26 protein-coding genes are annotated in these 26,155 nt (G+C 42.9%); 11 read left to right on the forward strand and 15 right to left on the reverse strand.

From position 1 onward, the window contains the following. Positions 1-9 precede the first annotated feature (9 nt). Positions 10-2,472, forward strand: a complete 2,463-nt coding sequence (locus tag MTX11_RS12680) for a DNA internalization-related competence protein ComEC/Rec2 (RefSeq protein ID WP_243475268.1) — start codon at positions 10-12, stop codon at positions 2,470-2,472. On the opposite strand, the gene MTX11_RS12685 is transcribed toward MTX11_RS12680, so the two are convergent. Further along, the gene (locus MTX11_RS12685; protein ID WP_114540851.1) at positions 2,461-3,435 is read right to left on the reverse strand and encodes a lysophospholipid acyltransferase family protein; all 975 of its coding nucleotides are present in this window, start codon (positions 3,433-3,435) and stop codon (positions 2,461-2,463) included. The genes MTX11_RS12680 and MTX11_RS12685 overlap by 12 nt on opposite strands. Positions 3,436-3,560: 125 nt before the next feature. Between MTX11_RS12685 and sppA the strand changes: the two genes are divergently transcribed. Beyond that, a complete protein-coding gene (gene sppA / locus MTX11_RS12690; RefSeq protein ID WP_243475269.1) occupies positions 3,561-4,583 on the forward strand; it encodes a signal peptide peptidase SppA in 1,023 nt (340 codons plus the stop codon). After that, positions 4,580-5,383 (forward strand): alpha/beta fold hydrolase, encoded by an 804-nt coding sequence (locus MTX11_RS12695; protein WP_004731757.1) that lies wholly within the window; start codon positions 4,580-4,582, stop codon positions 5,381-5,383. Before sppA ends, MTX11_RS12695 begins: the two co-directional genes overlap by 4 nt. A 65-nt stretch (positions 5,384-5,448) precedes the next feature. Here the strand turns inward: MTX11_RS12695 and purN are convergent, their stop codons facing one another. After that, on the reverse strand, positions 5,449-6,078 hold the full coding sequence (purN, locus tag MTX11_RS12700; RefSeq protein WP_044108829.1) for a phosphoribosylglycinamide formyltransferase: 630 nt from the start codon (positions 6,076-6,078) through the stop codon (positions 5,449-5,451). A 6-nt stretch (positions 6,079-6,084) separates the two neighbouring features. Further along, the gene (gene purM, locus MTX11_RS12705) at positions 6,085-7,155 is read right to left on the reverse strand and encodes a phosphoribosylformylglycinamidine cyclo-ligase (RefSeq protein WP_005103864.1); all 1,071 of its coding nucleotides are present in this window, start codon (positions 7,153-7,155) and stop codon (positions 6,085-6,087) included. 135 nt (positions 7,156-7,290) lie between these two features. Between purM and cxpE the strand changes: the two genes are divergently transcribed. The 4 genes from cxpE to MTX11_RS12725 all read left to right on the forward strand — a co-directional run bounded on the left by cxpE (position 7,291) and on the right by MTX11_RS12725 (position 13,571). Then, positions 7,291-8,511 carry a chloramphenicol efflux transporter CxpE gene (gene cxpE / locus MTX11_RS12710; RefSeq protein WP_243475270.1) on the forward strand — a complete coding sequence of 407 codons (1,221 nt, stop codon included), beginning with the start codon at positions 7,291-7,293 and terminating at the stop codon, positions 8,509-8,511. Positions 8,512-8,525: 14 nt separating this feature from the next. Beyond that, complete coding sequence (gene hda / locus MTX11_RS12715; protein ID WP_004645685.1) at positions 8,526-9,230, forward strand: DnaA regulatory inactivator Hda; 705 nt, start codon at positions 8,526-8,528, stop codon at positions 9,228-9,230. Between the two features lie 120 nt (positions 9,231-9,350). Beyond that, entirely contained in the window at positions 9,351-11,150 is a 1,800-nt protein-coding gene (gene rbtA, locus MTX11_RS12720) for a rhombotarget A (RefSeq protein WP_243475271.1), read from the forward strand. Between the two features lie 9 nt (positions 11,151-11,159). Next, entirely contained in the window at positions 11,160-13,571 is a 2,412-nt protein-coding gene (locus MTX11_RS12725) for a CSLREA domain-containing protein (RefSeq protein ID WP_243475272.1), read from the forward strand. A gap of 56 nt (positions 13,572-13,627) precedes the next feature. On the opposite strand, the gene MTX11_RS12730 is transcribed toward MTX11_RS12725, so the two are convergent. From MTX11_RS12730 to MTX11_RS12750, 5 genes are all read right to left on the reverse strand, one after another. Continuing rightward, on the reverse strand, positions 13,628-14,038 hold the full coding sequence (locus MTX11_RS12730) for a DUF3106 domain-containing protein (RefSeq protein WP_005103857.1): 411 nt from the start codon (positions 14,036-14,038) through the stop codon (positions 13,628-13,630). Further along, positions 14,028-14,345: a hypothetical protein gene (locus MTX11_RS12735; RefSeq protein ID WP_004645680.1), complete on the reverse strand. Its 318-nt coding sequence runs from the start codon at positions 14,343-14,345 to the stop codon at positions 14,028-14,030. The genes MTX11_RS12730 and MTX11_RS12735 overlap by 11 nt, the downstream gene beginning before the upstream one ends. Next, positions 14,342-14,956 carry an RNA polymerase sigma factor gene (locus MTX11_RS12740; protein WP_004645678.1) on the reverse strand — a complete coding sequence of 205 codons (615 nt, stop codon included), beginning with the start codon at positions 14,954-14,956 and terminating at the stop codon, positions 14,342-14,344. Before MTX11_RS12740 ends, MTX11_RS12735 begins: the two co-directional genes overlap by 4 nt. Positions 14,957-15,123: 167 nt before the next feature. Continuing rightward, a complete protein-coding gene (locus MTX11_RS12745; protein WP_004279118.1) occupies positions 15,124-15,900 on the reverse strand; it encodes a TrmH family RNA methyltransferase in 777 nt (258 codons plus the stop codon). A 51-nt stretch (positions 15,901-15,951) separates the two neighbouring features. Further along, positions 15,952-16,926 carry a class 1 fructose-bisphosphatase gene (locus tag MTX11_RS12750; protein WP_243475273.1) on the reverse strand — a complete coding sequence of 325 codons (975 nt, stop codon included), beginning with the start codon at positions 16,924-16,926 and terminating at the stop codon, positions 15,952-15,954. Between the two features lie 180 nt (positions 16,927-17,106). Here MTX11_RS12750 and MTX11_RS12755 point away from each other — a divergent pair, with 180 nt between their 5' ends. Continuing rightward, a complete protein-coding gene (locus MTX11_RS12755; protein WP_004645674.1) occupies positions 17,107-17,292 on the forward strand; it encodes an NF038105 family protein in 186 nt (61 codons plus the stop codon). A gap of 79 nt (positions 17,293-17,371) precedes the next feature. On the opposite strand, the gene pal is transcribed toward MTX11_RS12755, so the two are convergent. The 7 genes from pal to MTX11_RS12790 all read right to left on the reverse strand — a co-directional run bounded on the left by pal (position 17,372) and on the right by MTX11_RS12790 (position 23,955). Next, a complete protein-coding gene (gene pal, locus MTX11_RS12760) occupies positions 17,372-17,944 on the reverse strand; it encodes a peptidoglycan-associated lipoprotein Pal (RefSeq protein WP_004279115.1) in 573 nt (190 codons plus the stop codon). 54 nt (positions 17,945-17,998) lie between these two features. Continuing rightward, on the reverse strand, positions 17,999-19,282 hold the full coding sequence (gene tolB, locus MTX11_RS12765) for a Tol-Pal system beta propeller repeat protein TolB (protein ID WP_243475278.1): 1,284 nt from the start codon (positions 19,280-19,282) through the stop codon (positions 17,999-18,001). 204 nt (positions 19,283-19,486) lie between these two features. Further along, positions 19,487-20,758 (reverse strand): cell envelope integrity protein TolA, encoded by a 1,272-nt coding sequence (tolA, locus tag MTX11_RS12770; protein ID WP_243475274.1) that lies wholly within the window; start codon positions 20,756-20,758, stop codon positions 19,487-19,489. A gap of 3 nt (positions 20,759-20,761) precedes the next feature. Next, positions 20,762-21,211 (reverse strand): protein TolR, encoded by a 450-nt coding sequence (gene tolR / locus MTX11_RS12775; RefSeq protein ID WP_004731735.1) that lies wholly within the window; start codon positions 21,209-21,211, stop codon positions 20,762-20,764. Next, positions 21,211-21,909: a protein TolQ gene (gene tolQ, locus MTX11_RS12780; RefSeq protein ID WP_004645669.1), complete on the reverse strand. Its 699-nt coding sequence runs from the start codon at positions 21,907-21,909 to the stop codon at positions 21,211-21,213. Before tolQ ends, tolR begins: the two co-directional genes overlap by 1 nt. 27 nt (positions 21,910-21,936) lie before the next feature. Then, a complete protein-coding gene (gene ybgC, locus MTX11_RS12785) occupies positions 21,937-22,344 on the reverse strand; it encodes a tol-pal system-associated acyl-CoA thioesterase (protein WP_004645668.1) in 408 nt (135 codons plus the stop codon). A gap of 267 nt (positions 22,345-22,611) precedes the next feature. After that, complete coding sequence (locus MTX11_RS12790) at positions 22,612-23,955, reverse strand: amidohydrolase (RefSeq protein WP_243475275.1); 1,344 nt, start codon at positions 23,953-23,955, stop codon at positions 22,612-22,614. A gap of 369 nt (positions 23,956-24,324) precedes the next feature. Here MTX11_RS12790 and MTX11_RS12795 point away from each other — a divergent pair, with 369 nt between their 5' ends. From MTX11_RS12795 to MTX11_RS12805, 3 genes are all read left to right on the forward strand, one after another. Continuing rightward, complete coding sequence (locus MTX11_RS12795) at positions 24,325-25,554, forward strand: acetamidase/formamidase family protein (protein ID WP_004645666.1); 1,230 nt, start codon at positions 24,325-24,327, stop codon at positions 25,552-25,554. Positions 25,555-25,695: 141 nt separating this feature from the next. Beyond that, positions 25,696-25,878, forward strand: a complete 183-nt coding sequence (locus MTX11_RS12800) for a hypothetical protein (protein WP_243475276.1) — start codon at positions 25,696-25,698, stop codon at positions 25,876-25,878. 43 nt (positions 25,879-25,921) lie between these two features. Continuing rightward, complete coding sequence (locus MTX11_RS12805; protein WP_243475277.1) at positions 25,922-26,074, forward strand: hypothetical protein; 153 nt, start codon at positions 25,922-25,924, stop codon at positions 26,072-26,074. Positions 26,075-26,155: the final 81 nt, after the last annotated feature.

Below are 26,155 nucleotides of genomic sequence, written 5' to 3' on the forward strand. Positions count from 1 at the left end.
TAAGATTCAATGTTGCAGTGGCTATGTATTGGCTGGATTTTAGGCCTTGCGTGTATGGGGAAAAGTTTCCTGTCTGTTCAACTGAGCGGAACGGCAGTTTTGATCGTTGCGCTGTTGTGGTATCTGTGTTGCCATAAATTAAAGCTCATCTTGAATACACCACTGCGAAGCTTGTTGATCACTGGATCAAGCCTGCTTTTGGGACTATTTTTAGGTCATGCTTATGCCAATCTGCAATTGGCTGAACGTTTATCCAAACGAGAGCACGAGGTCTCTGAAAAAGAAATCGTGGTCTATATCAAAGAGCTGAATAAACTGGGCGATCAGAATATCCAGCAAGCCCTGCATGTGCTTAACCCTGATGGCACTACAGTCAAATGGATGGGTTTTCTGCCAGTTTCAGATCCTGTCACATCCAGTTTAGTAAATGATGAAACCAAACAGCAGACTCTTGAACTGGAACACTATTATTTATTACAAGGCCAGATTCGACCTAACCATAGTTATGCCACACCGGGTGCTTTTGATGCAGAAAAGTGGGCATTGCAGCAAAATGTTATGGCCGGTTTCCGGATCAAAAGCATTCAGGAGTTGCAACCGCAACAACTCTATGCACTAGGTCATGGCAAATATCTACGCCAGCAACAAAAGTTGAATCAGCGATTTTTGCTTTGGGTAGAACAACAGCGACTGGCCTTAAGAGAGTTTGTGGCCAGACAACCCGTACAGCAGAAAGGCTTGTTACTGGCTCTATTAAGTGGTGATGAAAGTCTCTTGGATCAAGCGACGGAACAGCAATTCCAGCGTTTTGGCATGAGTCATTTACTGGCGATTTCCGGACCGCATGTGCTGATCTTTGCTTTTATCGTCTGTGGCAACTTGCAATATCTGATTTCAAGGTACGCATCGCAGATTTATCTGAAATGGCCAAGGCAGTATTTTTTGAGTCTGCCTTTTTTGTTATGTGTATTACTGTATTGTGCCTTTGTCGGTTTTGAGATTCCGGCGCTACGCACTTTACTGATTTGTGTGATTGTAACTTTAACCTTGCTGCTCAGGCAAAGTGTGCAGCCATTAAAACTGCTGATTTTAAGTGCTGCCTTATTGTTGTTATTTGATCCTTTTAGCATTTTATCGGCCGCATTCTGGCTGTCTTATGGAGCCTGTTTTGTCTTGCTGCGAATCTATCAAACCATTCAGCAGCAACCGAATCAAACAATACAAACAGCATTACAACGGCTGTATTTTGCAATGAAAGTTTTAGTGGAGTCGCAGTGGAAAATTTTTCTGGCCCTGCTTCCCTTAATGATGCTGTTTTTTAAGCAGGTGGCCTGGATTACCCCGCTAAGCAACCTGGTGGCTATCCCGTGGATTGGCCTGCTGATTGTTCCAGTAGATATTCTGGCGGCTTTACTGTTTTTTGTTTCTGAGCCATTGTCGAGTCTGTTGTTTCAGCTCAATGATATTTTTATTCATATATTGCTGGCATTTTTGAATCTGCTTGATCGGCTGTTTGCACCGCAACTGATTCCTGTGGCCATGAATGTCTGGATGATTGCTCTATGTATTTTGGGCTTATTAATTGTCTTTTTGCCGCGTGGCTTAGTGCCCAAAAGCTGGACAGCACTTGCCTGTGTACCACTGTGCATTCCTCAACTTAATCAGCATGCATTTAAGCTGTCTGTTCTGGATGTTGGGCAGGGACAGGCAATCTTTATCCGTGACGGGCAACACAGCATGATGATCGACATGGGCGGTTATCATAATGAAGAAAAATTCAGTATTGGTCGGCAAGTGATTATGCCGTTTTTATCTGTGCAAGGTGTTGGAGAACTGGATCAACTGATTTTGACCCATCTGGATCAGGACCATAGCGGTGCATATCATAGTATTAAAGATCAATTGAATATCAAGCAAGTATCATCTAATCAGATGCCTGAAACAGCCCGAGCTTCCCGTTTTCAGTTTTGCTATGAAGGACAGCAATGGCAATGGTCTGAGACGATTAACTTTAAAATTCTGGCACCTCGGCAGCAGCAGTTAAACACGTCAAACTTCAATAAAAATGACCGCTCTTGTGTGGTATATCTGCAAATCAAAAATGCCGGACCGTATCAAAACTTTTTACTGATGGGGGATGCGGGTTGGGAAACTGAATATCAGCTGCTCCAAGACTATCCCGAACTTCAGGTCGATGTGCTGATACTCGGGCATCATGGCAGTCAGCACAGTTCAGCCTATCAATTTTTACAGGTTTTGCAGCCTAAACTGGCGATTGCCTCGGCTGGGAAATTTAACCGTTATGGCCACCCGAGCCAACTGACCCAGCAACGGTTGAAAGCACTTAATATTCCCTTATTGACCACAGCAGAACAGGGGAGTGTGCACTTCCAGCAACAAGGCTCAAAACTGGTGCTTTCTGCCGAACGACATGAATGGCAGTGGTTGTATCGTCAGCCCTTAAGTGACTGATTCCAATATGGGCGAAACTTTATGTAGTTCTTGAGTTCTTAATGCATTTACTTTGCCCAAAGCTTGTTCATGCTCAAGTTTGTAGAGATTTCCCAAGTCTTGATGCGCATTAAAGCGTTTATAACTCCAATGATAATGTTCCGGATGGCGACGAATTAAATTTTCAATACTATTGATAATGACTTGTGTGCCTTGATTGGCATTGCCATTATAAATTTTTTCATCAACTGCTTCGATAAAAATATCGAATCCATCTTCAATATTACGTAGAGCATATAAAAACAGGGCACGCGCTTTGGTCTTTTGAATCAGCTTGGCACTTAAATTACTGGTGGCCAAAGGCACGCCGAAATAGGGAATATATTCACCACCGATATTCGGGGTATGATCCGGAAGGATGACCGTAGTGCCACCTTGTTTTAAGGCTTTAAAAATCTGACGGACGCCAGATTCATCGGTCGGTACCAGATGCGCCTGTTCCCGGCTACGGGCAGCCCGTACAAATTGATCTGCAGCCTGATTTTTCACAGGTTTGTACATAATGGTCATTGAGGTGAACTGGGCAATATAGGCATTCATAATTTCCCAGGTACCAAAATGCGGCACGATTAACACGAGGCCTTTATTTTGTGCAATGGCATCATGAAGTAGATCTTCGCCAATAACGCGATGAACGCGTTTAAGATTTTTCTGATTGCTTGAGCCCCAAATAGTAAAGAACTCGAAATATGACATTAATTCATTGCGAACCGCAGCACGGTTAATCTGTTCACGTTCCTGATTAGACAGTTCTGAAAGACTGATTTCAAGGTTGAGACGAATGACTTCCGAAGTTTTAGTGACTTTAAAACTGTTCACAATAAAGGCCAGAATACGGGCCATCCAGCGAGAAACCGGAAGCGGTTGGCGGCTAATGTATTTGAGTAATCCGTAAGCTGAATTCCGTGAGCCCTGTTTCGTCATTGATTTCGTCTAAGTACAAAAAAAGAGAACAAAATTTATTATAGGCGAAAACGTTTTGTTTAGACAGAATTACCCGATTCAGTGTATATAATGGATTCAATATAAATCAATTTATTGGATTATTTATGTCCGATTGGCCACCAAAACCTGAAAATCAAATACAAAATACGCAACAGCCAGTTCAACCGACTGGTCCGGAATGGAAATTGCTTGAAAAAGCAGTTTTAGCTTCGGTAGAAGAACAGCGCCGTGCACGCCGTTGGGGAATTTTCTTTAAATTTCTGACTTTTGCTTATCTGCTTGTTGTCATTTTGGCATTAGGCAAAAGCTGTAGTTCAGTTTCTTCAGATGCTAGCGCTGCTGCGGGTTCGCATATCGCAGTCGTGGATATTGTGGGTACGATTGCAGCCGACAAGCAGAGCATCAACAGTAGCAATACCATCAAATCATTGAAAAAAGCCTTTGAAAATAAACAAAGTAAAGCAGTGGTGCTGAATATCAACTCACCTGGCGGTTCACCGGTACAGTCCGATGAAATCTGGCAGGAAATTCAGTATCTGAAAAAACAGCATTCTGGGAAAAAATTGTATGCCGTGATTGGCGATACTGGTGCTTCAGGTGCTTATTATATTGCTTCAGCTGCGGATGAAATTATTGTCAATCCATCGAGCTTGGTCGGTTCAATTGGGGTGATCATGCCGAATTATGGTGTGACTAATCTATTGCAAAAATTAGGTGTTGAAGATCGCACCATGACTTCAGGTGAAAATAAAGCTTTGCTGTCTATGACTCAGCCGGTTGATCCTGCGCAAAAAGCCCACGTACAGGGTGTGCTGGATAATGTGCATGGTCACTTTATTAATGCAGTTAAACAAGGACGTGGCAATAAATTGAAATCCAATGATCCTGCTATTTTCTCTGGCTTGTTCTGGACCGGTGATCAGGCGGTGAAATTAGGTATTGCGGATCGTATCGGTAGCTTAAATACCTTGAAACGCGAACTGAAAACTGAAAAAGCGTTGAATTACACCATTGAATATAGTCCATTTGAATCAGTCTTGGGTCGTATGGGTTCATCGATTGGGGATGGAATTGCTTCTTCAGTTGCACAGAAGCTTCAGTCAGAAAATAGCACGACACTGCAATGAAACCACTGATTCATTTCGCGCACGCCAATGGCGTGCCATCTAAAGTCTATCAAAAGCTGTTTGATGAATTGCAAGATGATTACGATATTATCTATGTGCCGCTTTTAGGGCCGGATAAGCGTTATCCGGTTGATAACCATTGGAAAAGCCTGACCCAGCAAGTGATTGACAGTATTGTACGTCAGTCACATGGGCGACCTGTCATTGGTCTGGGGCATTCTTTGGGATCTGTGTTAACTCTGCAGGCGGCTTTGCAGCGTCCGGAACTGTTTTCACAAATGATCATGCTGGACCCGCCGATGATTATGGGCAAAGAAGCCTTTGCCTTGCATATTGCGAAAACTTTTCGCTTAAAAGCATTGGATAAAATGTCTCCGGCCGGTCTGTCCAAACGCCGTCGTGACCATTGGGATTCACGTGAACAAGCCGCTGAATTGCTGCGCCCTAAAGGTTTTTATCAGGATTTTGATGCAGATTGCTTCCAAGCTTATATTGACCATGCCTTGCAGGATGATCCCATCCGGGGTGGGGTAGAACTCACTATTCCTAAAATGGATGAGGTCGCAGTCTTTAGAACCAATCCGTCACTATGGTGGTTGCCTCAGGCAAAACCCAAAATTCCTGTGCATTTAGTTGTGGCTAAGAAAGGTCCATTTCTGGCCCGCAAGTTCCCGCAGCAAGTGCAAAAGAAATTTGGTATTCCTTTTACCGTGGTGGATGGTGGACATATGTTCCCATTGGAACAACCTGATCAAGTAGCTGGCTTGGTCAAACAGCTGATTCAGCAACAGTCTGCTTGAATTATTGAATATATTGGAAATAAAAAAACGCATCCGAGGATGCGTTTTTTTATATCTAAATTTTTTTAGAACTTGCAGAATTGAACAGGCGCTTGCATTTTCTCATTTCGATATAACACACCATCTTTAGTATGTTGAATCGTTCCGCTACAAATCCATTCTACGACTTGTGGATAGATCACATGCTCGAGGCTATGCACACGTGTTGCCAAACTTTCTACCGTATCATGATGAGAAACCTTGAGAACACCTTGAGCAAGCGCTTGCCCTGCATCCAGCTCAGCCGTAACATAATGCACTGTACAGCCATGCAGAACATCACCGGTATTGAGTACACGCTGATGCGTATGCATGCCTTTATAATTAGGCAGCAGGGAAGGATGAATATTCAACATTTTTCCTTCCCAGGCTTTCACAAATTTTTCACTTAAAATTCGCATAAAGCCGGCAAGCACGACCAGATCCACATCCCAGTCCAAAAGCTGTTGATGCATCACATCATCAAAAGCTTCACGACTTGGATATTGCTTGTGTTCAATAACTGCAGTCTGAATGCCTGCGTGTTGTGCACGCGATAAAGCAAAGGCTTCAGGTTTATTGGAAATTACGCCCACAATTTGCCCTGAAAGATTGGCATCAATCAAGGCTTGCAGATTTGATCCACTACCTGAAACAAGTACAGCAATTTTAATCATGCGAAATTACGCAAAGATCACACGAATTTTTTCGTCTGCACCTGCAACTGATTCAGCATTGTCTTGAATCTGACCCATCGCCCATGCATTTTCGCCAAGCTGGTTAAGTAGTTCAACAGTTTTGTCTGCATCAGCTGCATCAACAACCAGCACCATGCCGACGCCACAGTTGAAAGTACGGTACATTTCAAACTGTTCTACGCCGCCTTCACGTTGTAGAAGCTTGAATAGCTCAGGCCATTCCCAAGAAGATTCATTTACCAACGCTTGAGCACCGTTTGGAAGTACGCGAGGTAAGTTGCCTGGTAAACCACCACCAGTGATGTGTGCCATCGCATGCACATCAACGTGTTTTAACAGTTCAAGAATTGGTTTCACATAAATGCGTGTTGGTTCCATTGCAGCATCTGCAAGTGGGCGACCATCCACGATTTGATTTAGATCAACGTTTTTCACGTCTAAAATTTTACGAAGCAGTGAGTAGCCGTTTGAGTGCGCACCTGAAGAAGCTACACCAATTAAAACGTCACCCGCTTTGACTTTAGAGCCATCAATAATTTTGCTTTGCTCAACAACACCGACACAGAAACCTGCAAGATCGTAATCTTCGCCTTCATACATGCCTGGCATTTCAGCAGTTTCACCGCCAACTAATGCGCAGCCAGCAAGTTCACAACCAGCGCCAATACCAGTGACTACATTTGCCGCAACATCAACATTTAAGTGACCAGTTGCATAATAATCAAGGAAGAACAGTGGTTCAGCACCACAGACAAGAAGGTCATTCACGCACATTGCAACCAGGTCTTGACCAATTGTGTCATGACGGTTCAAATTCAGTGCCAGACGTAATTTTGTACCAACACCATCTGTGCCAGATACGAGAACAGGTTCTTCATAACCTTTAGGAATTTTACAAAGTGCACCAAAGCCACCTAGACCTCCCATGACTTCGGGACGTGAGGTACGCTTAGCGACAGATTTGATACGATCGACTAACGCGTCGCCCGCCTCAATGTCGACACCTGCATCTTTGTAGCTTAAACCAGTGTTTGGGGTAGAAGTTGAGTTGCTCATAATGAAGTCTCCGCATTCGCGGGTGCGATTATAACCTGAATATGTAAAACTCTTATGGTATTTGTGGCCTAAAATGCTATCTTTATTAAAATATTTTAATTTTTAGAATGATTAATAGAGAAAAGGCAAGATTCTATGGTCGATCGTACTTTACGGCGCATTCTTATACTTGCTGGTATAGCATTGATACTTTGGGTTTTATATCTGCTTAAACCAGTTGTAGTTCCTTTTGTGGCAGCTTTTCTAATTGCTTATTTATTTAGCCCCTTGGTCGATGTTTTGCACCGCATTGGGCTGGCTCGATGGCTCTCGATCAGTATTGTATTTATCGGGATTGGGATCGTGGTTACATTGGTGATGTGGTATCTGGTGCCACTGGTCTGGCAGCAGCTGATGTATGCGCGTGATAGCATTCCGGCCGGGATTCACTGGATCAATTACACGTTCCTACCTTGGCTTTCCGATAGCTTTAATCTGGTTCCGATGGAGATCGATACTGACCAGATTTCCTCAGTCGTAATGGACTATGTCCAGACCAATTATAGTGCTGACAGTATTCAGGCAATGCTGCTGAAACTGGCACAATCTGGTCTGAATTTTATCCAGATTGGTGGCACGATTGTCCTGATTCCGATTATTGCCTTTTATTTCTTGCTGGATTGGGATCGTATGCTGGACAGCTTACGCCGCCTGATTCCCCGTCCTTATGAAAAAACAACCTTAACTATTGTGAGTGAATGTCATAGTGTTTTAGGTGCCTTTGTCAAAGGTCAGTTCCTGGTCATGGTTCTGCTAGGCGTAGTCTATGCAGTGGGACTGCAACTGATTGGCCTAGAGATTGGCTTGATCATCGGGATGATTGCCGGATTGTGCAGTATCATTCCGTATCTTGGTTTTGCGGTTGGAATTATTGCCGCAGTCATTGCAACCTTTTTCCAATTTGGAATCGACTGGTGGCAACTGGTATTGGTCGGGATTGTCTTTATGGTCGGGCAGGCCGTCGAAGGCTATATTCTGCAACCGTTCTTGCTAGGTGATAAAATCGGTCTTTCTCCTGTAGCTGTAGTGTTTGCAGTTCTGGCAGGTGCACAACTGGCCGGTTTCTTGGGCATGCTGATTGCCTTACCGGTGGCAGCCGTGATTGTGGTACTGCTGCGGCATATCCGTGAGTATTATGAACATACGCCATTTTATGGTGATCAGGCTGTTATCATACAAGATGCATCTACCGGTTCAATCAATATTGAAACAGCAGACTTAGATGTTGATATTGAAATGAAAAAGCCACAGAAAAAACCGCTGCAAGCAGAGGAGAACTCAAGTAAAATTCATGATCCACATCGTAAAGACTCATAAGGCCAAAAAATCGTATGCGTCAATTGCAGTTAGATATAGAACCTCAGCTCGATGCCCGAATCAGTGATTTTTCAGGGCCGGGTTGGGGGCATGTCATTGATGCTGTCCGTCAATTACATGCAGGCCTGATCAACCAATTTTATGTCTATGGGGGAGCCGGTACAGGTAAAAGTCATTTGTTGTCTGCCATCTGTGACTCTTATCTGGAAGTAGGTAAATCTGCAATTCAGGTATCTTTGCTTGAGCTTTTAGATGCACCGACTGAGGCGATTACTTCTCTAGATCGTTTTGATCTGGTAGCACTTGATGATATCGAAGCGATTAGTGGCGTACCCCATTGGCAACGCGCAGTATTTCACTTGATTAATTATAATAATGAAGGTGGTGGGCAGTTGGTGTTTTCGTCACGTTTTGCACCTATCGAACTCAAACTCGAATTGCCAGATTTACAATCCCGTCTCACGCAGGCGGTCAGTACCCGTGTTCCGAGTGGCAGTCTGTATGCTGATCGCTATGCGCTGGTTTCCTCGGTACTCGATCGTCGTGGGATCCATTTAGACCCTCAAATCTTTGACTATTTACTAAGCCATGGGCCACATCAAACTTCAGTGCTGCTTCAAAGATTAGAGCAGATTATTCAATTGCTTAAAGGGGAAAAATTGAAAGTCAGCAATGCCAATCTGCGGCAGATATATGCCTTGATTGACGAATATCGGTAAAATATAAAAATTCTTGAGTAATTACTCAGTCTATGACACAGTAAGGCAAAATAATTCGCTGTTGCAAGGATTCTGCAACTTTAGAAGAAAAAGAAAGAAATAAAAATTAAGGAGAAGGTTATGCTCAAGAAGAGCATAGGCATAGCTTTGCTATGTATAGCGGGGCAGTCGTATAGTGCAGATATTATTGTAACCACTACAGAAGATATTGAAAAAGATGACAAGGAATGTTCACTTCGAGAAGCTGTTGAGTATGTTAACCGTGGCTTAGCTAAATCAGGTTTTATGGGGTGTGGTGGGGAGAACTCATCCAGTATCATTATTTTAAAAGAAAAAAATACCTATGTGTTGAACCAGCATATCGCGATTAAAAAATCTCTTACCATCCGTGCGGTCGCAGAAAGTGATGGCGAATTCAGTACGGATGAAAAAGCATTAGGCTTGCATAATGCTCATATTCAAATGAAAGGTACTGATAACCTTTTCCGGATCAACAGTACAGATACATTGGTTCAGTTAAATTTGAAAGAACTGGATCTTGAAGGCTGTGGTAAAACCAGTTGTGCTGAACAAGGTGGCCTAATTTATAATAAAGGTCAGCTAATTCTAGAATATAACCGTCTATTTAATGCTGCTGCCAACTTGGGTGGGGCAATTTATAATGCTGGCAAGTTTGGTCAGAACTTAACAAGCCGTGCACAAATTAAAAATAGTCTGATCGAAAATAATAAAGCCCAACGAGGCGGGATCCTGTATAGCGAGCTACCTGCTTTCCTCATTTATCAAAGTGTACTTAAAAATAATCAGACACTGGATAATTCTGCGACCAATATTTATAGCGCGGGACAGTTTGCTGACTCCAGTAAAGATCAAGGTATTAGTGGGGAGGTATTAAGTAGTACGATACTAAAAAATAAGGGTGTATTTATTAATGTCCTGGACGGGATGGGATTGAATAATCTCACCATAGTTGATAATGAAAATACTGCTTTACGCATCCATGCGCCGTATGGAAGAGCCTATGTAGCGAATAGTATTATTTTAAGAAATGGTACACAGGATTGCCAAATTATCACTGGTGACAAGTCTGTGTCGCAAAATAATCTACTGACAGCCTCGTGTGGTGTAGGGGATTCCGTCGCACCGAACCAATTCTGGAGTGGTACACGACTTTTTGCTGAATCCTCAGATAAAAGTGAAGGTGCTTGTCAGACCCTAGAAGAAAATAATAATGCCATACTTTGTCCATATAGCGTTCCTAAAGGACAATTTCTCGGTTATATGCGCCCACGAATTTTGTTGAACTATATCCTTGTGAGTGAATCACCGATTGTGAATAGAGGCACAGGATTGAGTTTAGCAAATCCAACGGTAGCATGTGAAGCGGCAGATCAGCGCGGGATCAACCGTTTGATGGATAATCTGTTTTGTGATCGTGGTGCTGTTGAAATCACGATACCAATCTCAGGCAGTCTGGTGGGACAAGATCTGTTAAAGGGTGAAATTGCCAAGTTTTCAATTGAATCTTATCTGGGAGATAGTGATTTAATTCCAAAAGAACAGTGTAATGCCATTGTTGGTCAGAATCCGACGGGGGAGCCTTGGCAAGATGGCTGTTTGAAAGTGGTACAAACCAAAACAGCTTCCAAGGGTAAAACAATCATCGATATTCATGGCAATGTCGTTTATACCCCGGATTCTACCTGGCATGGAGCAGATATTTTCGAACTACAAGTGGTGACCTCATCGACACGGTTTAATAAAAGTAAACCTTATTTGACTATTACTACTCAAATTGTTCAGGAGCCAAAAAATGAAATGGAAGACAAAGCAGTCAAAACTTCAGGCGGCTCATGGGGTGGTGGTGGACTACTGATTTTACTCGGATTAATAGGTTTACGCCGTGGATTAAAAGATTAAGGAAAAATCATGAAAAATTATAAAAAAGGACTGCTTGCGGCCATGATTTTATCTGCCATGAGTTTGATGGCAGCCGAAGATAAAACGATATATGTAACTACTTTTGCTGATGAAGATGGCGAGAATAATAATGCCTGTTCTTTGCGAGAAGCGATTAAAACTGCAAAACTGGATAAATCTTATGGCGGATGTAATGTAGGACGTACGCTTCGATTGGATGGTTCAGCTGCAGATGTGATTCAGCTTGAAGCCGGCGAGTACAAATTAGATAAAGAGCTGATCGTAGAGTCAGCGCTCAAAATTTATGGGAAAACTCCGCTTAACTATGCTAGTCGTAGTCCGATTACGCTGTTATATCCAACCCGGGAGGCTTTAAAAAGTACTATTTCAGGCCAGGGGAAAACCAGATTATTTAATAGTATGGCCAGTCAATCCAGTCTGGAAATTCATCATCTGATTTTAAAGGATGGGTATGCAGCAACAAATACCTTGGATAAAGGTAATGGCGGTACTTTTTATGTAGCTGGGCCTTTAAGTATTAATACCAGTGAAATAGTAAATTCCCGAGCTGCTGCAGAAGGTGGGGCGATTTATAGTGTAGCAATGAATACGGAAAGGAATATTGTTATTCAGGATTCTTTAATTCAAAAAAATCAGGCGAGTTCATATGGTAGTGTTTTGGCAATGGACTGTCAGGGAAATTTAGGTACAACTCAAACCAATGTGAAAATTAATTCCAGTAGTATTGTTAAAAACGGTTCAGACACTACTAACAGTATTATTGATTTTTGTGGCTATGCCACAGTAGAAATTGTTAACTCTACTATTGCGAAGAATACTGCAAGTACCACAGGACATATTGTGCGTATGACGAATGAAGTTAATCGTCCACTCAGTAAATTCTCCAGTTTAACTGCATTAAGTAATACTATTGTTGAAAATACAGCTCAATCTACTTTATTTTATGACAATACCGGTTTTAGGTATTTTAATTTCAATGTTTTAGCCTTTAACCAAGGCCTGTCTTGTGAGTATGCCTTAAATCAGGGAAATCCGACCAGGGCACAACGTGTTGAATTTTCTACAATTCGAAATGCAATTCAAACGACTGGGCCATCACGTTGCGTATTGCCAGAATTAGACGAAGATACTACTTCAAATAATCTTGATGTCTCTAACAATATAATCAGCAGTTTATTAACAAATTATATTGAGCCTGCTATTGATAATCGCTATTTAGGGCTGTATTACCCGCGTGATAATCAGACCGCAACGGATTTGGTAGATATCGGAGTGAGTGGCTGTATTGAACAAGACCAGCGTGGTATTGATCGTGTGATTGGATCCACATTAACATTTGATCCAAGTGCAAAAAATACTTGCGAGATCGGCTCAGTTGAAATCCGACGTTTGACTGCAGCCGATATTACGGACTTGCAAAATAAGAGTTTGGTAGAACTCAATGACTTTTATCAGGAGAATATAGATGATCTCGAAGAAATCATTGCTGATAAAAATACTCCAGAAAATGAGCTTCCTGGTTTAAAGGAAGAATTGAAAAGTTATCAGGATTTGCTTAAATATACCAAGCAATATCAGAAATATCGTGCAATCTATATTAATCCTTTTATCTTGGCTATGCCTCAAGAAACTCTAACCAATGATAAGATTCAAATTAAAGCCTTAAATTCAGAAAATTATGAGGTCAGTGTAAAAACTTTAGGTGTTGGTAAGTTAATTGGTACTGGCAATTCGACCACTGTGGAAGGAAATCCCAATGATCCAAATCTTAAATGTGAGTGGAAACCTGATTTAAACCGGATCATGATGTATCGCACTGATGGTAAGCAGACCAGTTCGGTTGATATGGAGTTCTGTAGTTATACACTTAAAGACCAGGCTACAGGTGTAAGCAGTGCTGGCCTCTTAAGAGCAGCTTTTAACAACATTGCACCAATTGCAAAAGATGATGAATATCGGCTTAGTCCAGAGAATAATCTTACAGTGATGGTAAATCCGCTTGAAAATGATAGTGATGATGGGGATGGGCCTCTACCATCAGGAAAGTCGGCTTTTTATCAAGATAAAGATGGAAAAGAGATCCCGATTCATATTGTTAAGCTGCCTGCGGGAGTTTCACTGAAGGCAGAGCGACAAGGAGCCTGTCCTGATACCTACCAAAATCAGACCTGTTATGGTGGACAGCTGACATTTAGTGTAAAAAATAATTTAAGCCAGGCAAATTACAGCATGGATTATGCGATTTTTGATGCTGATGAAAAAATGTCAGAAAAAGCAACAATCTTGTTACGTAATACAGTTAAAAATACGAATACGTCCTCAAGTGGTGGTGGGGCAATTGGAATGTGGGGGTTACTAGGATTATTAGGGCTCGCAGCTTATCGCCGCTTAAGAAAATAAAATATGATTGAAACATCAAAAAAGCCTCCATATGGAGGCTTTTTTATATTAAGTGTTTAATGCGAGTTAGGCTGCTGAGTCACTTGCTGATATTTGAGAATATATTCTTCGCGAATGGCAAGGCGTTGCTCAGGAGACGCTTTTTGCATACGTGCGCCCAGTTCTTTACGTTCCTGACTGCTCATCATTTGCCATGTTTCACGCATTCTCTGCTTTTCCGCATCAGGGAGTTGGGTAAACCAGTCCATACGCTGCTGCAAGCTGACACGTTGTTGTTCGGGGATTTCTTTTAAAGATTGATAACGTTTAATCAGTGCCAATTGTTCAGAATCAGAAAGACTATCCCAAGTATCAGTTACTTGGGTATTCGCATCCTTGGAAAATAGCCAAAAACGTTCAAATCCTGCAAAGCTGGTTTGCAGAAAACTGAATGCACAAAAAGCAATCGCCAATTTTTTAGCTGCCATGTGGAACTTTGTCCTCACCTAAAACCATTAACATTTCTAAATCTTCAAGCATTTGCGGAGACAGTTTTGGGACTGACACCATTTGAGTTTGCGGCTCGTTATGGTCCGAAAGATTCGGTAATACCACAACGCCTGCAATCGCAGCTGCCAAAGCAAAACCTGACATTTTTAGAAATGCAAAGCGTGAGTGTTTTGAATCCTGAATTTCTTCAAGAACATGGTGCATGACAACAGGTTTGTCTTTATGTTGTTGTGCCAGTCCATCAAGTTTGGAAGTTACTTGTTTTAAGAAATCATCTTGATTCATTCTGATGACCCTCCCAGATATGGATTTAAATGTGCTAAAGAGGCACGTAAGCCTTGGATAGCACGGTGATAATGGGTTTTTACACTGCCTTCTGTGCAGTTCATAATTTGTGCGGTGGTATGCGTATCAAATCCTTCCCAGGCTCTGAGCATAAATGCCTGCTGCTGACGCACAGGCAATTTTGCAATCGCTTCCTGGATTTCTTCAGCAGTGACTGCCTGATCGAGAAAGTCCAGAGGCGTTGGTGTTGATTCATCGACGACATCATCAAATTCAATTTCGTCATCATCGAGACTGACTTTTTTGAAAAATGAAAACATTTGACCACGCCGTGACTCTTTACGACGCCAGTCCTGTAACTTGTTGTTGAGAATGGTATAAAACAGGGGATACCATTCTTCAGTGCTTTTTTCTGCATAGGATTTGTGTAAGGAAATGAAAGCTTCCTGAACCAGATCCATAGCAATACCATGATGACCTTGAGTCGCACTTTCCATCATCACCAAGGCACGCCCAGTCACATCCTGCATAAAATTCTTCAGACGTGCTTCAGCCGTACTCTTCAGAATACTTACATCGTGTGTTTGCAACTGTTTTGGTGCTAAATCCATAGAGATGGAAAATCCTGTCATTGGACACCCACCATTATTCCCAAGTTCATAATCATATAACGTTAGGAATCCTGGTTTGGTTGACAATTAAGTTTATTATTTTTGTAGTTTAATCTATTTTATACACGGGCAGGGCCGTATTAAAACACTGTAACCTAAATCCCTAATTAGATACGTTGACGTACCATTTCAAAGAAACAGATCGAACCGGCAATTGCGACATTCAGTGATTCCTGACCTCCAGGTTGCGGAATGCTAACGGCTTCAGCATGTTGCATCGCATAATCAGACACGCCTTGGCCTTCATTACCCAGAATCCACACGCAAGGTTTACGTAAGTCTTTTGAATACAGGCTTTCAGCACGGTGTGAGCTGGTTACATAGACAGGGATTTGAAATTGCTCAAGAATTTGTTCAAGCGCAATATTTTCAAAGGTTTGCAGCGTGAAATGTGCACCCATACCGGCACGTAATACGCGTGGAGACCAGAGCGATGCAGAACCTTTGGTACACACAATCTGTTCAATACCGGCAGCAGCAGCAGAGCGAAGCAGGGTGCCTACATTACCCGGATCCTGTACATTTTCCAGAATCAAAGTGTCTGCTTTAAAATCCAATGCATAATTTGCTGTTGGTAAAGTCACCACAGCTAAACAGGCTAAAGATGTTCCTAAGGTACTTAAATCTTTGTATAAAGACTCGCTTAGAACAAAGACCATACCTGTGTATTTTGCGAGAATTTTCTCGAAATCAGGATGTGAAAGTGCATGTTCAGTGGTGAAAATAGAATCAATTTTACGGTTTTCATGTAACCAGGCGAGAGACAGATGCGTGCCTTCTAAAACCGTTTGACCTTGTTTTTTACGATAGGTATTTTGTTCAATTAAACCGCGTAAGTGTTTAATCTTTGGATTGTCTTTTGAATCAAGAAAAAAAGTTGGCATGGGAGATATAATCCACGGCAGCCGATTCAATATCGACTACCGCTATAAAAATTAGTTGTGGTAGCTGGTCACAAGATCAACTTCGTTTTTAGAACCAATGATCACTGGCACACGTTGATGTAGATCTGTCGGTTCGATCTCAAGAATACGCACACGACCTGTAGTTGATGCACCGTCAGCCTGTTCCATGAGCATGCTCATTGGGTTAGCTTCATACATTAAACGCAGACGGCCAGCTTTAGCCGGATCTTTAAGGTCATATGGATACATGAAGATACCGCTACGGCAAAGAATACGGTGAATGTCGCCCACCATACAAGCAACCCAGCGCATATTGAAGTCTTTTTCACGAGGACCGGTTTTGCCTGCTAACAATTCATCGATATAACGCTGTACTGGTGCTTCCCAATGACGTTGATTCGACGCATTGATCGCATATTCTTTAGTATCCGCAGCAACCTGAATACCTTCAGAAGTCAGCAGGAATTCTTGAGTCTCGGGGTCATAGGTAAAGAACACCACGCCTGCGCCGACCGTCAATGCCAACATGGTTGACGGGCCATAAAGCACATAACCTGCAGCTACCTGATGAACACCGGCTTGCATAAAGTCTTCTGCCTGAGTCACAGCATTCTTCGCAGGAAGAATCGAGAAAATAGTACCAACACACATATTGATGTCGATATTGCTTGAACCGTCTAATGGATCGAACAATACCAGAAATTGACCATTTTCTTGTGCAGGGGTGAATTCATCCAGTTCTTCTGAGGCCAAACCACCCACATTTGGATGTTGCTGCAAGGCATCAATCAAATAGTCATTAGAAATGACATCTAGTTTCTTTTGCTCTTCGCCTTGAACGTTTTCATGCTGTGCACTTCCCAATACACCCGCTAAAGCACCTTTTTGCAGTAATTGATCAATATCTTTGCAAGTGTTTGCAATTGTTTCAATAACTTGCGCAAGTTCAGGTGTGAGATTCCCGCTTTGTTGTTGTAAAAACTGGGATAAAGTGCGGTATGACATAGGGGAAACTCCAAAACTTAAATCGGGAAAAAATGATCAAAACGATATGCGGCTATATTTTAGATGAGAACGTACTAAAAGAAAAATTAAACTGGATTATTTGTATCGATTTTGCCCTTGCAACTCCTGCGGAAAGTGCTATGTTGAAGACAAAGGAAAATTGAGAATAGGAGCACAGATATGACAACATTGAAGTTTGATGCGACTCCAACGCCAAGCGAAGGCATTACTTTAGATGATATCTCTGAAGACAAGATGAAAGAAGCCTGGCGGGATTATGAAGCAAAACCAGAGTACAAACAATTCAATAAACATGACCTGATCGAATCGATGCATCCGGCTGAACAAGATCAGCTTCCCAAGTAGACCGATTCTTTCATTGAAGCAAATAAAAAGCACTCATGATTGAGTGCTTTTTATTTGATGAAACCATCATGAATGAAAATTATTTCAACAATGGTGGTACCGCTTCATAATTAATTTCTACACGGCGGTTTTCTTTCCAGGCATTTTCGTCATGGCCCGCATTGATTGGCATTTCCTTGCCATAGCTAACTGCTTCTAGTTGACCAGGATTAACACCAGTCGTCACCAAGAAGCTTTCTACTGCTTTGGCACGACGCTCGCCAAGTGCCATGTTGTATTCACGGGTACCGCGTTCATCGGTATGGCCGGTGAGTGCTACACGTGAATTGGCATTGGCCATCAGGAATTGCGCATGGGCTTGCAGCGTATTTAGATCTTCATTGCTGAGTTCAGTACTGTCATAGTCAAAATGCACCACGCGTTTTGCCAAGAATGCTTTATTTTCTGCAGTAACACCTTTTGCAGAAGCACCTGCCATGTTTTGTGCATTCAGTGCTGCATCTTCACTCAGACCTTGAGTATTCACAGTTGTTGTACCAGTCGTATCTAAACCGCCCGTTTGAACTTCAGCTGCAGGCTTACGGCTCGCACAACCTGTCATGACAACCGCTGCTGCTAAAAGTGGCAAGGCAAATAATTTTACTTTGTTCATCTTCATCTCCATGAAGTTTGATTATGGGGTAAAGGGTTTATCAATATAAAAATCTTATTTTGGCGCCCAAGCCGGTTCACGGACTTCACCCGTTTCACTTGGTAAATTCATACGGAAGCGGCCATCCAGCGACATGATCGACAAGAGTCCGCGTGCACCTTCACGGGTGGCATAGACCACCATCTGGCCATTTGGTGAGAAGCTCGGCGATTCGTCCAGCGTCGTTGGCGTCAGAATATTGTTCACACCGGAGGTCATGTCCTGAACCGCAACTCGATAGTTACTGCCGCTTGGACGATGAACTAATGCAAGTTTTTTACCATCTGCGCTCAGCGTGCCGCGCGCGTTGAATGCACCACGGAAGGTCAGGCGTTTATTGCTACTTGATTCAAGATCATGGCGGTAAATTTGCGGAGAACCACCACGGTCTGACGTAAAAATAAAGGATTTGCCATCTGGTGAATAACGTGCTTCGGTATCAATGGCACTGTCATTGGTCATGCGTTTTAACTGGCGTGTCTCCAGATTCATTTGGTAGATTTCCGGATTGCCGTGCATAGAAGCAGTAAACAGCATGCTCTTGCCATCTGGAGAGAAGCTCGGCGCGCCATTCAAACCGCGGAAGCTGGCCAGTTTTTCACGTTGACCTGTTGCCAGATCCTGTACATAAATCGCCGGACGTTTGGTTTCAAAGGACACATAAGCGATTTTTTTGGCGTCTGGTGTCCATGCTGGAGAAAGGATCGGATCACGCGAGGTCAAAATGGTCTTTGGCTGTTCGCCATCGGTATCGGCAATCTGCAGCGTATAGCGTTGTTCCGGCGTAGCAGGATTACGCAGCACATAGGCAATACGTCCGCTAAAGTCACCCGGAATACCGGTCAATGCCTGATAGATGGCATCACTGATCATATGCGCTGCCTGACGGGTGCGTGAGGCTGGAACAGTTAGCAATTCATTTAATAGATATTGTTTTTTTTCGACATCATAAAGCTGATACTGGATTTCAAAAGAACCATCGGCTGTGGTCTTGGATGAACCGGTAACCACATAGGGAACACCAGCCGATGCCCAAGCTTCTGCATTCGGATTATTCAATGTCGCTGTTGCAGGCAGGTTTTTTGAAGCACTGGTAAAGCGGCCAGAACGATTCAGGTCATTTTCCACAATAGGATAAATGCTCTGATCCTGACTAAAAGGTACAACGGCAATTTTAGGTGCTGCTTCAGGTGCCTTGGTAATTTCCAGATGCAATTGGGCATAGGACTGGGTTGCCAATACAGGGCTTAAAGCGCTAATGATTGCGAGGCAGAGTAGATGTTTGCGAGTCTTTTCCATCATTCGTTATTTACTCAAATCAACGGATTTATTGTATAGGTGCTTGGGCTACATCATCGCATGGATTTAATAGAATAAAACCATGAATTTATGACCAAACTGTTATGACACTGTGAAAAGTGAATGTTATTTAATCAACTTAAAGTGAAGTTTAGCTTAAAAAATAAAAGCCATCACAACATTATTTATGTGATGGCTCCGTTTTTATTGCGCAGTAAAGGTTGAAGTAAAGCTTCGTGCTTCACGGCGTGCATCTGGATCGGATGGCATTGGATAAGGTGCTGCAGCACGGACTGCAGCTTCTACACTGGCTTTCATGTCTGAATCACTTGAATTCACAATGACCGAGACCACACCGCCATTATCATTCAGGGTTACACGTGCAGTCGCACGCTGGCCTGATGATCCGACTGGTGTATCCCAGGCGCGTTTGATTTTGTTTTCAAAATCGCGCTTCGCAGTGGATGCAATCCGTTTTGATTCCGCTTTTTTCTGTGCAGCTTCTTCAGCAGCCTGTTTAGCGGCTGAAGCTTTGGCCTCTGCATCAGCTCTGGCTTTTGCTTCGGCATTCGCTTTGGCTTTAGCGTCGGCATCTGCCTTGCGTTTGGCATCAGCGTCGGCTTTAGCTTTAGCAGCCGCATCGGCTTTGGCTTTTGCATCAGCATCCGCTTTGCGTTTCGCCGCTGCATCATTTTTAGCCTTGGCTGCCGCGTCTGCTTTGGCTTTTGCTGCTGCATCCGCGTTAGCTTTCGCATCAGCATCTGCTTTACGTTTCGCTGCTGCATCATTATTGGCTTTTGCCGCCGCATCTGCCTTTGCTTTAGCAGCAGCTTCAGCCTTACGTTTGGCATCAGCCTCTGCTTTGGCTTTTGTTGCAGCATCCGCTTTTTGCTTGGCAGCTAAGTCAGCTTTTTTCTGTGCTTCCAGTTTGGCTTTTTGTGCAGCATCGGCTTTGCGCTGTGCATTCAGTTCAGCTTGACGTGCAGCTTCGGTTTCCGCCTTTGATTTTTGCGCTGCATCCGCTTTGGCTTTGGCCGCAGCCTGTTTCGCCTGTTCAGCGGCTTCGGCACGTTTTGCTGCTTCAGCTGCTTGCTGCGCAGCCTGGGCTTGTGCTGCCTCTGCCGCTTTTAGTTCCTGCTGGACTTTTTGTGTATCGGCTTTTGGTGCAGGTGGAGTCACAGGTACAGCAGGGGCTGCTGTCGGAATGACAGGAGCAGGTTCTATACTGGGTTCTGCCGTTTGAGTGATTTCTTCTGCGACATTTTCATGTGCAGTTTCCTCAAATTCGGTTTCTTCGCGAGTCACCGGTTTAAGGTCTTCTGGCTTGATCAGAACGGTTTTGATCTGTTTTGGCGGTTCAGGAGGATTACTCATGCCCAGATAAAGTAAGCCCACCAAAGCCACTGCATGGATGCCGAGCGTAAATCCAATCGCAATTGCTTTTTTTTGAAAGGGCGGTTTCTGATAATTTTTCATACTTTATTCTAGGGGTTTGGTCAGTAAACCGACTTGAGAAAGGCCAGCATCCTGCAGGCTGGACATCAAGGCCATGACATCGCCATATGGACGGGTATTATGGCCATTGATCACGACATTGAGCACCTTGTTTTCATTTTGCGCTTGGGTTTGGGCATCAACCAGAGTACGCGTCAATTCTTCCAGTGTGACTGGGCCAGTCGCCTGATTTTTATATTCTAGATAATATGAACCATCTTCTTTGAGTGTGACAATGGTCGGAGCATCCTTGGATTCGATCGGTAATCCGTTGGCCTGAGGCAAGTCAACCTTAATGCCGCTGGTAATCATCGGGGCAGTGACCATAAAGATCACCAACAGTACCAGCATCACATCGATATACGGTACGACATTCATGTCACTTTTTAGTGGCTTTTTAATACGCTGAAAGCGTCCTGAACCTTGAATCGCCATTAGTCTTTGTCCTGAGTTACGCCCACAGACTGACGTTGCAATAGCGCCACCATTTCTTCAGCAAACAGTGCACGGTCAGAGTAGACCGTTTCACCTTTGGCCGTGAAGTGGTTAAAGGCCAATACTGCTGGAATAGCTGCAAACAGACCGATCGCTGTTGCAATTAGTGCTTCGGCAATACCGGGTGCGACCGTCGCCAGTGTCACCTGATCAACATCTGCCAGGCCAATAAAGGCGTTCATGATGCCCCAGACTGTACCGAACAGACCGACATAAGGCGCAACCGAGCCAATACTTGCTAATGCACCCAGACCTTGTTCCAGATGCCCTTGGTCACGGCTTAAACCGACACGCAAAATACGCTCTGTTCCTTCAATCGACTGGGCAGTCGGTGCATGGCGTTTTTTCAGTTTCAGGAACTCACCCAGACCCTGATAGAAAATATCTTCAAGGCCGGTACGTTTAGAATTGAGTTGTGCATTGTTATACAGGGTGTTCAACTCAGCGCCAGACCAGAAGATTTTCTGGAAATGTTCATCATCGGCCTGGGCTTTTTTATAACTCATATAGAGCCTGGCAATCAGATACCAGCTATATATTGAGGCTAACAGGAGAGAAAGCATCACCAGTTGTACGACAGGGCTTGCTTGTAAAATAAGATCTGAAACTTGAAGAGATGATTCTAACTGAGTCGCCATAGTTGTTACGTGTGCCAATAAATTTTTTTAGTCTTGTTCCAATTCTTTTTGAATTAGTTCGCGGATTTCATCCGGGAGTCGACGTGGTCGCATCTCTGCACTGATACATGCCAACTCAACCTCACCTGATGCAAGCATGATTTCACCACGATAAATATTTTGTTGCAATACAAATGATGAAGCTTTACATGAAATGACACGTGCCGTAACAGTAATTAAATCATCCATCAGGATCGGACGCATATATTTGACATTAATTTTATGCACCACAAAATTGTAGTCTGTCTGATGCCAGTAATGGCTCACTCCAGCGGCACGTAACCATTCGGTACGGGTACGTTCCATATAGCGAATATGATTGGCGTGATAGACAATGCCACCCGCATCAGTATCTTCAATATAAACGCGGATATTGAATTCAAAGTGATTCGCCATAGTTTTGTTCCATGCAGATTTTCGAAATTTTTGCTTGTTTTTAGATGCAGGAAAGGGATTAGAGTTTGCCGGATTCCTGCCAACAGTCAAGCAATTTAGCGGTTCAAAGTTTAGCATTGTGAGTCTTGAGACCAATGGCACAAGGTGTCAAATCTGGAGAGAAGTCACTAAGATGAAGTACTAAGCGCTTAACAGCTCATTTATAAAACAGCAGCAGATACTAAAATGCGCGAGTCCTTGGAGCCGCGCATTTTTAGTAATAGAAGATTAGCCTTTATTTTTCTGTTTCCAGTTGGCCTGAACCTGCTCAGCTACTTTTGGATAGTCCAGAATAAAACGGACATGGCTTTCGACACCGGTTTTCAAGGTCGCATCATCGACAATGAAATTCGGGTTGTGGTTCGGTGCGGCTTTTGCCGGATCCTGATCTGCTGGTGTGGCACCAACAAAAACGAAGAGCGATGGCATGAGCTGGCCATAATAAGCAAAATCTTCACTGGCGCTGGCATTGTTGTCTAAAACATGCAATTTATCTTCACCATGCACGCTCGCCAAGGTTGGGCGGATCAATTCAGTCAAGGTTTTATCATTGGTGGTCACTGGTGCATAAGGTGCAATTTCGACTTTCACCTTGACGTCATTGGCTGCGGCATTGTGTTCCAGCATTTTTGGCAAGTCTTTTAAAATGCCCTGACGTACATCTTCACTATTGGAGCGAATAGTCCCGACCATATTGACCTGATCTGGAATGACGTTGCCGGTGGTGCCGCCCTGAATGCTGCCAATACTGACCACACCCATTCCTTTGGTCAGGTCGGCTTTACGGCTGATCAGACTTTGTAAATTGGTCACCATCTGGGCAGAAGCATAAATCGGGTCTTTACCTGCCCAAGGCATGGAGCCATGTACCTGACTGCCATTGACCTGAATACGTAGATGATCGGCACTATTCAAAATCGCACCATCTTTGTAGAAGATATTGCCGCTTGGCATGCCTGCCATGACATGCATCCCGAAAATCACTTCAGGTTTTGGATTTTTTAAGGCACCGTCGGCAATCATTTTACGTGAGCCAATCTGATCGCCATGAGTGAAGTTATCAATATCTGCACCGCCTTCTTCGGCCGGCTGGAATACAAACACCACTGTACCCGCAATTTTATCTTTATTGGCGGCCAGAACTTTGGCTGCACCCAATAACATGGCGGTATGTGCATCATGGCCACAGGCATGCATCACATAAGATTCTTTGCCTTGATAAATGGCTTTTTGTTTGCTGGCAAAAGGTACCGGTGCTGTTTCCTTGATTGGCAATGCATCCATATCTGCGCGTAATGCCATCACAGGGCCGGGTTTTGCACCTTTTAATACACCGATTACACCAGTTTTGGCATAGCCTTTACGTACTTCAATGCCGTAGGATTTTAATTCTTTTTGGACCAGCTCCGAGGTTTTGAATTCCATATTGCCCAGTTCAGGATGCTGGTGGATATGTTGGCGTAATTTGATGGTGTGTGCTTCAGCAGCTTGTACAGAATCATCAATCCAGTCGGCCAGGCTGAGCTGGCTACAGAAAAGAAGAGGGAGACAAAGGGAGATCTGCTTATACATGTTCATACTTCGGGAGAACCTTAAGAATTTTAAATGGTTAAAGAGATTCTTTAGGATGGCATACTGATCTAATTTCGACCAAAACTCTCTAAGTATTTTTTGATACTTTAAAGGTATTCTGGGTGTTAATATCTGTTCTCAAAGAGCTTTATTTGTTCTTTTACATTGTAAAAATATGTATCTAAATTGATTTTTTATATTTATAAGGTATGAAAATTATAAAAATTTCAGGCTAAAAAGGGATAAAAACGATTACCTCTATATCAATAATCTGAATGAAGTGAAGATTTTTTAAACCTCTTAAACTTATTTTGGCACTTAGATTGCATTCACTCTTTCGTAATATTTTTTATGACGGAAATTGAACACATGTTAAAACCTTTGGCTTTATCTCTGGCAGTAGCTTCAAGCTTAAGTTTTATTTCGACAAGCCTATGGGCTGAAGACTTTAAGATACTGAAACAGCTGGAAAATAAACCGACATTACTCAAAAGTGGTGAATATAAAGGTCATTATTATGTGCCGAGTACCTTAAATACGATTACTTGGGGTTATCTGCCAAATAAAGATGCAAAACCTGTCTTGACTGTCCCTTCAGGTAGCACAGTTACTTTCGATACAGTTTCGCATGAAGGGCTGCTGGAAGATCAAGGCCGCAATGCAGAGAAATATTTCACATCAAAAGGCGTCAAGCCTGAGCATGTATTGGATGAAGCCAAGCTGATCACGAATTCCAAATTGAAACATGATTTCCATAAAGATGGACCACACATTATTACCGGGCCTGTCTATGTAGAAGGGGCAATGCCGGGCGATATTCTAAAGGTGGAGATTTTAAAAGTTGAACCGCGTGTACCTTATGGCGTGATTTCAAACCGTCATGGCAAAGGCACCTTACCCGAATTCCCGAAACGTCAGAAACATGAGCATGCATCTCCAGCCAATCCTGATGCTTATGGTAACGTGTCCATTTTTACCCCCATTGAGAAAAATGCGGATGGTGTATGGGAAGGCGTTTTAAAAACTGAATCTGGTAAAGCGATTCGTTTCCCGCTGAATCCGTTTATGGGCACGATGGGCGTTGCACCAAATACCAGTGAGCCTGTGCACTCTGTGCCACCATCATTTTATGGCGGGAATATCGACATCAATGAATTAGGAGCAGGGGCTACGGCCTATTATCCTGTACAGGTGCCAGGTGCTTTGTTCTATACAGGTGATAGTCACTTTGTACAAGGTGATGGTGAGGTGGCTTTAACTGCCTTGGAAGGTTCGGCACGTGCGACTTTAAAATTCACTTTACTTAAATCTGGCAAGGATAAAATTCCAGGTGCAGAGATTAAACAGCCGCTGGCTGAAAATGCTGAATTCTGGATTACGCCGGGTCTGGATGAAGACTTAGATGAAGCCATGCGTAAATCCACCCGTGAAGCGATCCGTTTTCTGGTCAATGAATATGGCATTTCTGAAGAAATTGCCTATGCCTACTTAAGTGCTGCGACTGACTTTGAAGTGTCACAAGTGGTCGATCGAACCAAAGGTATTCATGCCATGATTCGTAAAGCGGATTTTAAGGAGTTTAAAAAAGACGCGAAATAATTTTTGAATAAAACTTAGAAAAATAGGTTTGTGCTTTTGCCAACTGATTTAGACATGGTCAGTTGGCTTTTTCTTTTGTAAGCGGCTGAAACTGTTTAGTATGTAAGAAATAAATAATCAAATTAAAATATGTGGGGAAACGTGCAAGAACAACAAACTCAAGCTGTGGTTTTACAGCAGCCAAAAGATCAGAAAATTTATCTAGATTTACAGCACTCGACTGATTGGGTTGTGGTGATAAGTGTTATTGCATCAGCTCTTATTAGCTTTATAGGGTTTTTAATTACTATATATAGTGAAGAAATCAACAGAAAGCCAAATTAAATCTAATAAGGATCTAATTCAAAGCCAAGAAGAATCTAAAAAAATGGAATTAGAAACTAGTTATCATAAGAAATGGTTTGATGACGTAGTTGAATGTATAGTTGAAATGGAAAGTTCAGTATCTGAATGGGCACCTACTTTTAGAGGAGTCAATTTAGCCCTCTTAAAAGAAAAAGAAATTAATAATTTTACTTAAAATCGAGGGCGTTCAAAATTCTGTGTCAGTAAATTTGACTAGATTTTAATTATATCATCTAATCGACCTTCAAAGTAAATG

Source organism: Acinetobacter lwoffii (assembly GCF_022809915.1).
Classification (GTDB): Bacteria; Pseudomonadota; Gammaproteobacteria; order Pseudomonadales; family Moraxellaceae; genus Acinetobacter; species Acinetobacter lwoffii_M.